The sequence below is a fragment of the Rhodococcus sp. EPR-134 genome (genome assembly GCF_001647205.1).
Lineage (GTDB): Bacteria > Actinomycetota > Actinomycetes > Mycobacteriales > Mycobacteriaceae > Rhodococcus_F > Rhodococcus_F qingshengii.
The window spans coordinates 1-9,638 of sequence record NZ_LVCT01000810.1 but is presented as its reverse complement, the minus strand read 5'-3'; the positions used below and the strand labels follow the sequence as shown (position 1 = coordinate 9,638).

Annotated in this window: 11 protein-coding genes; 8 read left to right on the top strand and 3 right to left on the bottom strand. The window is 62.7% G+C overall.

Features of this window, described 5'->3' with window-relative positions:
* Both A2J01_RS34805 and A2J01_RS34800 read left to right on the top strand, forming a co-directional pair.
* A partial coding sequence (locus A2J01_RS34805) for a zinc-binding dehydrogenase (protein WP_156519494.1) occupies nt 1-380 on the top strand: 380 nt, incomplete at its 5' end.
* An 84-nt stretch (nt 381-464) separates the two neighbouring features.
* The gene (locus A2J01_RS34800) at nt 465-1,664 is read left to right on the top strand and encodes a low temperature requirement protein A (protein ID WP_082901012.1); all 1,200 of its coding nucleotides are present in this window, start codon (nt 465-467) and stop codon (nt 1,662-1,664) included.
* Between the two features lies 1 nt (nt 1,665).
* On the opposite strand, the gene A2J01_RS34795 is transcribed toward A2J01_RS34800, so the two are convergent.
* Both A2J01_RS34795 and A2J01_RS34790 read right to left on the bottom strand, forming a co-directional pair.
* A complete protein-coding gene (locus tag A2J01_RS34795; RefSeq protein WP_003940111.1) occupies nt 1,666-2,250 on the bottom strand; it encodes a hypothetical protein in 585 nt (194 codons plus the stop codon).
* A 45-nt stretch (nt 2,251-2,295) separates the two neighbouring features.
* Entirely contained in the window at nt 2,296-2,673 is a 378-nt protein-coding gene (locus tag A2J01_RS34790; protein WP_020908916.1) for an MmcQ/YjbR family DNA-binding protein, read from the bottom strand.
* Between the two features lie 99 nt (nt 2,674-2,772).
* Here A2J01_RS34790 and A2J01_RS34785 point away from each other — a divergent pair, with 99 nt between their 5' ends.
* Complete coding sequence (locus A2J01_RS34785) at nt 2,773-3,219, top strand: hypothetical protein (RefSeq protein ID WP_003939955.1); 447 nt, start codon at nt 2,773-2,775, stop codon at nt 3,217-3,219.
* Nucleotides 3,220-3,318: 99 nt separating this feature from the next.
* The gene (locus tag A2J01_RS34780) at nt 3,319-3,909 is read left to right on the top strand and encodes a DUF937 domain-containing protein (protein ID WP_003940105.1); all 591 of its coding nucleotides are present in this window, start codon (nt 3,319-3,321) and stop codon (nt 3,907-3,909) included.
* A gap of 57 nt (nt 3,910-3,966) precedes the next feature.
* Here A2J01_RS34780 and A2J01_RS34775 read toward each other — a convergent pair whose 3' ends face one another.
* Entirely contained in the window at nt 3,967-5,151 is a 1,185-nt protein-coding gene (locus A2J01_RS34775) for an MFS transporter (RefSeq protein ID WP_166502994.1), read from the bottom strand.
* 147 nt (nt 5,152-5,298) lie between these two features.
* On the opposite strand from A2J01_RS34775, the gene A2J01_RS34770 reads away from it, so the two are divergent.
* The 4 genes from A2J01_RS34770 to A2J01_RS37165 form a co-directional block, all read left to right on the top strand.
* Nucleotides 5,299-6,174 carry a LysR family transcriptional regulator gene (locus A2J01_RS34770; protein ID WP_082901011.1) on the top strand — a complete coding sequence of 292 codons (876 nt, stop codon included), beginning with the start codon at nt 5,299-5,301 and terminating at the stop codon, nt 6,172-6,174.
* Between the two features lie 131 nt (nt 6,175-6,305).
* Entirely contained in the window at nt 6,306-7,265 is a 960-nt protein-coding gene (locus A2J01_RS34765) for an acyl-ACP desaturase (RefSeq protein WP_003940492.1), read from the top strand.
* Between the two features lie 81 nt (nt 7,266-7,346).
* Nucleotides 7,347-8,489, top strand: a complete 1,143-nt coding sequence (gene dusB, locus A2J01_RS34760; protein WP_064114481.1) for a tRNA dihydrouridine synthase DusB — start codon at nt 7,347-7,349, stop codon at nt 8,487-8,489.
* 150 nt (nt 8,490-8,639) lie between these two features.
* The coding region (locus A2J01_RS37165; RefSeq protein WP_231916254.1) for an LCP family protein at nt 8,640-9,638 on the top strand (999 nt) is incomplete at its 3' end.

The following is a 9,638-nucleotide window of genomic DNA, read 5'->3' as shown; positions in this document are numbered from 1 at the left end:
CCACCGAGGACGCGGTCGAAGCAGTACGCGCCGCCACCGACGGAGGTTCGACACATTCCCTCGACACCACCGGAATCGGCTCCGTGATCAATCAAGCCGTCACATCACTTCGAGCACGGGGAACACTGGCAGTAGTCGGACTCGGAGCATCCACGGTCGAGGTGAACATGGCCGACATCATGCTGAGCGGAAAGACAATTCGAGGATGCATCGAAGGAGAGTCGGAAGTCTCGACATTCATCCCCGAACTCGTCGAGCTCTTCACCGGTGGCCGGTTTCCGATCGACCGCTTGGTGACGCGCTACGCGTTCTCCGACATCAACAAAGCCGTCGAAGATCAGGCGTCGGGCCGAGTCGTCAAACCCGTTCTCGTGTGGTGAGGGGCGAAATGTCTCATTCGTCGACCCGACGAAATTCGCCCTAGACTGCGCTCCTGCACTACACGTCGGAGCAAGGTGGGGACGATGACAGAACACACCAGTACAGGCGCGGGCCACGGCCGGGCCGTAATGCCGATCATCCGGATGCGCGCACGCAGCCGCGACGAGGGCCATCGAGCATCGACGCCGCTCGAACTGTTCTTCGACCTGTGTTTCGTGGTTGCAGCCGCACAGGCCGGAGTGCAACTGGTGCATGCTGTCGCCGAGGGCCACTACGCCGACGGCATCGCCGGCTATATGTTCGTCTTCTTCGCGCTGTGGTGGGCGTGGGTGAACTTCACCTGGTTCGCGTCTGCCTACGACACGGACGACGTCCCCTACCGGGTCGCGACCTTCGTACAGATTTGTGGCGTGCTCGTCTTCGCCGCCGGAATCCCCGACGCATTCGACGGAACCGACCGTACGACGGCCATCGTCGGCTACCTCATCATGCGAATTGCGCTCACCTGCCAATGGCTTCGAGCCGCCAGCGGTGAATCCGGTGCAGCGCGAACGACTGCTCTGCAATATGCCGCCGGGCTCGTGATCGTCCAGGCCGGCTGGATCGTGCTGCTCCTGATGCCGGCGTCGGCGTGGATACCCGGCTTCTTCGTTCTCATGATCGCCGAACTCGCGGTGCCGGCGATCGCCGAACGCAACCACCAGACGCCGCGGCACCCGCATCACATCGCCGAACGCTACGGCCTCTTCACCATCATCATGCTCGGCGAAACCATTGCTGCCGCCACCATCGCGGTCCAATCCGGCATCCGGGATTTCGACGCCGCCGATCTACTGATTCCGATTGCCGTCGGCGGAGTTCTGATCGTGTTCTCAGCGTTGTGGATCTACTTCGCCGTCCCGATCCACGAGCACCTCGCAGACCAGGGCAATCGCGCCGTCCTGTTGTGGGGATACGGGCACTACTTCGTATTCGGATCCGCTGCGGCCATCGGCGCCGGCATCGAAGTAGCCGTCGAGGAAGCAGTTGGCGAAGCGCACATTTCGACGTTCGCAGCATCTGCCGCGGTCACGATTCCGGCCGCGATGTTCCTGATCTTCGTGTGGCTCATGCATTCACGCCACTTCAAGCGCGACAGGATCGAGCAGGCCGTTCTACCAGTGAGCGCAATCCTGGTTCTCGCCTGCACATTTGCCGGACACTGGGCTGTCCCGCTCGCCGGACTGGTGGCGGCGGGAACCGTCGGAGTCGGTGTCGGCCTGAGTACTCGGTCGAAGAGCTGACTCAGATTTCCGGAGCCGGAGCCTCGCCCTTGCTCTGCGGCTCGTGCTGCTTGAGCTCACCGCGCATCTTGTCGAGATCCTTTCCACGCTTTTTGTACATGTAGCCGAGCGCGACAAGTCCAAGGAACAACGCAACGCCCAGGACGGCACCGACAACGGATGCTCCGCGGAATCCGGGGCCGTCGACGTCGAGGATCCGCTCGCCCGCATGCGCAGCGTTGTTGTTGCCGAGAACAACTGTCAGAGAGAGCAGATTCGGCAGCGCGAAGATCACACCCAACGCGAGAGCCGTGATCTGCATGATTCGAGCATGCTTGCGCTTGCGCACCTGCCAGACCGCCCGGAAGAAGATGAGCGGGACCAGGGTGCACACGAGACCGAACAGCAGCCCCCACGCGATTCCGGCGCTGAAACTGCCGTTCGCCAACGACGCAATGCGCTGCGCCCACCAACGCGGAAGGAAGGCGGCAAGGATGAAGTAAGCGATGACCAGGACCACCGCCATCACTGCGATCCCGATGGCCTTCTTCGCCCACGGCGGCATGCCCGGTTTTGCGGTGGCCGGTGAAGTTTCCGGTGTCGTCATGACAATTCCTCGTCTAGTCGGCGTCTGTACTGACGAATCTATCCGTTACGGGCGTTCCTCATCCGCATCGAGAACGATCCGGGCAAGCCGCTTCGGCGCAACGAGGGTGAACGAGGTGTAGATCCACTCCTCCAGTTGCGACCATTTCTCCTCGGAAACGTCGGTGCCGATGTCGAGTGCAACCCACCCGTGTCGACCGAGTCCGTAGCCCGCAGCACTTGCGCCTGGTTCGGTGGCCACCACCGCTTCGGCTTCCTCCTTGCTCAGCTTGACGGTCAAGGAGGTGGCTTCGAGGTTGCAGAACACGAAGTTCTTGCCGCGGACCCGGAACGTCGGGTGGCCGTCCCACGCTTCGATGTCGACGCGCTCCGCTTCCGGCAGCGACAGCGAGATCTCTTCGAGTCGACGCATGTTGTCGGGCATAGAGACGATTCTGCACGCTCGATACCGAGCTTGACACCCGCGACACAGCTAGGCTCGGCGACGACCGCGTCACCGAACTCCGAACACAGGGAGACTGGCATGCGCACGTTAGTTCATCTCGTTCTGCTCATTTGTGGAATCGCCGTTGCCGTCGGCTCGTTCATGTACGTACTGGCCGGGGTCAAACCCGACAACGTTCGCCTCGAGGACCTGCGGGACGGCTTTCCGGCCGGGTGGGCAATCGAGCAACTCGGCGATCAGTCCGTGACCTTCTACCGGTCGATGGCGATACTTCTGCTCGCCGCCGCCGTATTGATTCTGATCGCCGCATTGTTCGGTTCTCGCATCGCAGCATGGATCGGAATTATCGTGGGATTGGGGACTCTTGGCACGTTCTACTACCGCGTGAACGATCAGTTCGACAATGTCATCAGGGAAAACTACTCCACGATCCTGACAAATCAGACAGGATTCATTCTGACGGCCGGCGGACTGATTCTCGCTCTCCTAGCGTGCCTGGTCCCCCGCGAGAAGACCCGAGCCTGACCGCTCGGCAACCGGAGGGTTACCGTCGACGCCGACATTCACTAGTGTCTGCAACAGCCGGGTACTGACGAGTAGTACCCCAGAAGAGGTAGGGCATCAATGGCATCGCTTGACGACCTTCTATCCCAGATCCCCATCGACCAGATCGCGCAGCAACTCGGCGTCGACCAGGCAACTGCCGAATCGGCGGTCAAGACTGCACTTCCGACCCTCGTCGGTGGCCTCGGCGCCAACGCTCAGGATCCCGCCGGCGCAGCCTCACTCGAAAGTGCGCTGCAGTCGCACGCCGACACCAGCCTTCTCGACGACGGCGTCGACATCAGCAAAGTCGACACCGCTGACGGTCAGAAGATCGTCTCGAACATCTTCGGCGGCAACACCGATCAGGTCGCCAGCGCACTGGGCGGTGTCGGTGGCGGCGGTGGAAACGATCTGGTGAAGCAGTTGCTGCCGATCCTCGCTCCCATCGTCCTGGCTTACCTCGCCAAGCAGTTCACCGGTGGCGGTGCCGGCGCGCAGACCCAGGCCTCCGGTGGCGGCGGACTCGGGGACCTCCTCGGCGGAATTCTCGGCGGCGGCGGCAATTCCGGCGGCGGCATCGGCGGAGCACTCGGCGGTATCTTGGGCGGATCCGGGGGCGGCGGCCTCGGAGACCTGCTCGGCGGCCTCCTCGGCGGCGGCAAGAAGTAATTCGCTCGACAGATTCGCACTGCGGCGATCCCGTTCGGGATCGCCGCAGTGCTCGGTTCAGTCAACCGTCGAAGATCGAAACATCCTCAGTGACAAGGCAAACGCAACCAACAGCAGCGCGCCCACAAAAGCACTGACCCCGACCCAACCGCCACCCGCGTATGCAAGACCCGCGAGGGCGCCCGCCACGGACGAACCCGCGTAGTAGGCAAACAGATACAACGCCGACGCCTCGGCCCGGTGATCGGTAGCGATCAGCCCCACCCAACCGCTGGCCACCGAATGTGCGGCGAAGAATCCTCCGGTGAAGAGCAGCATCCCCACGAGCGTCAACGCCAGATTGTCCGGAACGGTCAGTGCCAGGCCGATACCGATGACGACAACCGACCCGAGCAGCACGCTGCGCCTACCCAGTCGGTCAGAGGCCCCGCCGGCTACCGCCGAGGTGAAAGTTCCGGCAAGGTAGAAAAGGAACACCAGGCCCACAAGCGCTTCAGGAAGGCCGAAAGGTGCTGCCGTGAGCCGAAACCCGAGGAAGTTGTAAATCGACACGAAGCCGCCCATCAGGATGAATCCCAAAGCGAAGAGTGTTCGCAGCGACGGGTTCGCAAGGTGGCGTCGTAGATTCGACGCGATCGTGCGCACCGATATCGGTTGCGGGCGAAAGAACTTCGACGCGGGAAGCCGCCGGATCATGTTGAGCGCGAACAATGCCGACAGCGCGGACGCAGTCAACAGCGCCCAACGCCACGTACTGAAATCGACGACGGCCGACGGCACGAGCCGTCCGATCAGCCCACCGATCGTCGTGCCGGCGACGTACCTTCCCATCGCTGCACCGAGGTCCTTCCGATCGACCTCCTCGGCCAGATAGGCCATCGCCACCGCCGGGACACCGGCCAGAGCTAATCCTTGTGCTGCGCGTCCGACCAGCAGAACCTCGATCGTCGGACTCAGCGGCAGAAACAAACCGATCACACAGGACGCCGACGCCGACGCGATCATCACCCGTGTGCGACCGAACCGCTCGGAGAGCGCACTGGCCGGAATGATTGCCAACGCCAACATGCCCGTCGTCGCCGAGACGGACAGCGCAGACACCGCAGGCGAGACGTGGAAGTCTTCGGCGAACGCAGGCAGCAACGCCTGTGCCGCGTACATCGAGATGAACGTCGACAGCCCGGCCGCGAACAACGCAACGGTCACGGTTCGATATCCCGATGTTCCGCGGCGAAGCGGCATCACTTCGGATTCGATCACATTCTCGACAGTCACCACGTACCTCCAGGCATCACTTACCTCCGGCAAGAATCCTCCCGCCCAGACTCGGCAAAAGAAAATGCATAAACTTGATGTTCTATATGCTCTGGAGGTATATAGATTGGGTTCGTGATGCTGACCGAAGACCTCGAATGGTTTGTCGTGCTCGCCGAAACCCAACAGGTGACCGCTACCGCGGATCTGACTCACCTGTCGCAACCGACCCTTTCGCGCAAACTCGCACGCCTCGAACGACAGGTCGGCGTGACACTCTTCGACCGTCAGGGACGCCGACTCGAACTGAACCGGTACGGCGAGATCCTCTATCGACATGCTCGCATCGCACTGCGTGCCCTCGACGCCGCGCAGACCGAAATCCAGTCGCTGGCGAGCCCAGAGAGCGGCACGGTCCGGCTCGACTTCCTCCACTCGTTCGGCACCTGGTTGGTGCCGCACATGCTGCGCGGATACCGCGTCGAGCATCCCGGAGTGCGATTCGAACTGCATCAGGACAGCGCGCAGTTCCTGGTCGACAGAATCGCCGCCGGCACGTCCGACCTGGCCGTCGTCTCGCCTCAGCCGCGCGATCCGCAGGTGGCGTGGATGCAGATCGCCCAGCAGTCACTGGCATTGGCTGTTCCGGCTGATCATCGCTTTGCGAAGTTGCATTCGGTCGAGCTTGCGGACGCGGCCGACGAACCGTTCATCGGTATGCATCCGAACTTCGGGATGCGAAGAATTCTCGATGAACTGTGCGCGGCCGCAGGATTCACTCCGAATTTCGTCTTCGAGAGCAGCGAGCTGGCAACGGTCGGCGGACTGGTCTCCGCGTCCTTCGGTGTCTCGGTCATGCCGGTTCAGGATCCACCGATCTGGGCCGAAGGAGTCGTCTACGTACCGATCGAAGGAGCACAGCGAAAAATAGGGCTGATCTGGTCGAAGAGCCGCGAGCTGTCCGATCCCGCCCGGACGTTCCGCGACTACGTCGAAAGAACGACTTGGTAGTGAAAGTGCCCCCGGATAACTACGGATCGGTAACATCCCTCGAGGGGAGCAATTTTCATGCCATTCTTTTCAAACCTACGGTGCCGTAGGCTGGGGCGAAGTCGCGCATTCACTCAACATGGAGGCAAGAAATGACGAGGATTCTGACGCAGCTGGAGCTGCTACAAGAGCTGCAGCCGGTTGCCGAGGAGAACGTCAACCGCCACATCTCCATGGCCAAGGAATGGCATCCACACGACTACGTTCCGTGGGACGAGGGCCGTAATTTCGCAGCCATGGGCGGCGAAGACTGGAGTCTCGAACAGTCACAACTCGGCGAGGTAGCTCGCGCCGCGATGATCACCAACCTGCTCACCGAGGACAACCTGCCGTCGTACCACCGTGAGATCGCCGAGAACTTTTCGCAGGACGGTGCCTGGGGAACGTGGGTCGGCCGGTGGACCGCCGAGGAGAACCGCCACGGCATCGTGATGCGTGACTACCTCGTCGTCACGCGCGCAGTCGACCCCGTCGAGCTCGAGCGCTTCCGCATGGAACACATGACAAACGGTTACAGCGCACCCATCGACGAGGGCGACGCCGGCCTGCTGCACTCGGTCGCCTACGTGACCTTCCAGGAACTCGCGACGCGCGTCAGCCACCGCAACACCGGCAAGGCCTGCGACGAGCCGATTGCCGACAAGATGCTTCAGCGCATCGCCGCCGACGAGAACCTGCACATGATCTTCTACCGCAACATCTGCGCCGCCGCGCTCGATCTTGCTCCCGATCAGGCGCTCAAGGCTGTGGCGAACATCGTCCAGAACTTCCAGATGCCCGGTGCCGGCATGCCGAACTTCCGCCGTAACGGCGCTCTGATGGCCAAGCACGGCATCTACGACCTTCGCCAGCACCTCGACGAGGTCGTCTGGCCTGTCCTGCGCAAGTGGAACATCTTCGAGCGCAACGATTTCAGCGCCGAAGGCGAGAACACGCGCGAAGAGTTGGCGGCCTTCCTCGAGACACTCGCCGCCAACGCGACGAAGTTCGAGGAACAGCGCGATCGCATGCTCGCACGCGAAGCCGCCAAGCGCGAACAGCAGGCTTCTTAGTTTCACCAGCTATTCTGTGCCCGGTACCGGATTCGGTACCGGGCACTTCCAATTGTCACAAGTATTTGTTCAGAGGTAGACATGTCATCCCTTCGTATCGGTTCACTCGAGCTGCACAGCCCCGTGGTCCTCGCACCCATGGCGGGCGTCACCAACGTCGCCTTCCGCACGCTGTGCCGTGAACTCGAACTCGAACGTGCAGGCAGCACGTCCGGGCTCTACGTCTGCGAGATGGTCACCGCCCGCGCGCTCGTCGAACGCCAACCCGCCACGATGCACATGACCACGTTCGGTCCGACCGAAACGCCCAGGTCGCTGCAGCTGTACACCGTCGACCCGGATACGACTTACGCCGCGGCCAAGATGATCGTCGACGAGAACATGGCCGATCACATCGACATGAACTTCGGCTGCCCGGTACCCAAGGTGACCCGCAAGGGCGGTGGATCGGCGCTACCGTACAAGCGTCGACTGTTCGGTCAGATCGTCGCGGCAGCCGTGCGCGCCACCGAAGGCACCGACATTCCGGTCACCGTCAAGATGCGCGTCGGCATCGACCCCGAACATCACACGCACCTCGACGCCGGCCGGATCGCCGCAGCTGAAGGCGCCGCTGCCGTCGCACTTCACGCACGTACCGCGTCGCAGCGCTACTCCGGCACTGCTGACTGGAACGAGATCACGCGCCTCAAGGAACACGTCACCGACGTGCCGATCCTCGGCAACGGCGACATCTTCGACGCCTCGGATGCTGCCCGCATGATGAACGAGACCGGCTGCGACGGCGTCGTCGTCGGACGCGGCTGCCTCGGACGGCCATGGCTGTTCGCGGAACTCAGCGCAGCTCTCAACGGACAACAGATCGCCACGCCGCCGACGCTCGGCGAAGTCACCAAGATCATCGCCCGTCACGCCCAACTGCTCGCCGCACATCACGGTGAAATGAAGGGTCTGCGCGAACTTCGCAAGCACGTCTCCTGGTACATGCGTGGGTTCCCGGTCGGATCGGATCTGCGGGTCTCGATGGCTCTGGTCAGCACGTTGTCCGAACTGGACGATCTGCTCGGACAGCTCGACCACGACGTCCCGTTCCCCAAGGACGCCGAAGGCCCGCGCGGACGCCAAGGCTCACCCGGTCAGGTAGCACTCCCGGAAGGTTGGCTCGACGATCCCGAAGACGACCTTGTGCCGGCGGGAGCTGACATGATGCACTCTGGTGGCTAGCGAAAACACGCCGTCGGATTACTCACATCACTTTCTGAGTGAAGCACTCAGGATTCACCAGTAATATGGCTCCAGCTTCGTCGACAACCGGTTGACGCCGGCATCTGAATGACGAGTTACTGACAGTCGACGACGGGACAGGTTGCATCGGTGGGTGATGATCACGATTCGGGCCCACCTCCGCCCGAGAGCCGCGCCCCCTGGGAACGTCCGCTCGCAGACAAGCGCTTCCGCAACGCCCGACCGGACCAACCGGCAACGCCCCAGCGCCCTGCCACACCCCAGCGACCAACACCGCAACCACCCAGTCCCCCGGAGCGTCGCAGCAGTGGACGTACCGGGCGACGGGACTCGCCTCCGACCGACGACTCTGTTTCGGTCGCCGAGTTGGTCCGTCGGGTAGGCGACAAGAAGCCGCCACCAGCCCCGGCTACGCCGCCCAAGCCGGCGCCGAACAAATCCGTAACACCCAAGACTCAATCTTCAGCAGCGTCGTCGCCGCCCCCCGCCCGGCCGATTCCCGCCCGTCCGACCGTTCCGCCCGCCGCTGCGGACTGGATCACCGAAGAACATCCCGTCACCTCCGCAGTGCCGCGGGTAGTCGGTGACACCGGCGCCACTCGTCTGGCGCAAAGCAAGATTCGCCGCCGCCATCGCGCAAAAGTGATCGGCCGATCGGCAGTAGCGTTCCTGGCCGTCATGTCTCTCGCATTGACCGGCGTCGTGTGGGGCTATCTGCGCTCGGTCGAAGGCGGATTCGATCAGATTGCGGCACTCGACACCGAGTCCGACGACATCATCGACGCCGGTGGTCAACTCGGCGACGAGACGTACCTGATCATCGGCACCGATACCCGCGCCGGTGCGAGCGGTGAGATCGGCGCCGGAACCGTCGAAGACGCCGAAGGCGCCCGAGCCGACACGGTCATGCTGGTGAACATTCCCGCCGACCGAAGCCGCGTCGTCGCCGTCTCCTTCCCGCGTGACCTCGACGTCGAACGTCCGATCTGTCAGGGATGGGACAACGACGCCGGCAAGTACACCAGCGAAACCTTCCCGGCAGCGAGCGGCGACAAACTCAATGCGACGTACGCACTCGGTGGCCCCAAATGCCTGGTCAAGGTCATCCAGAAGATGTCCGGCCTGAAA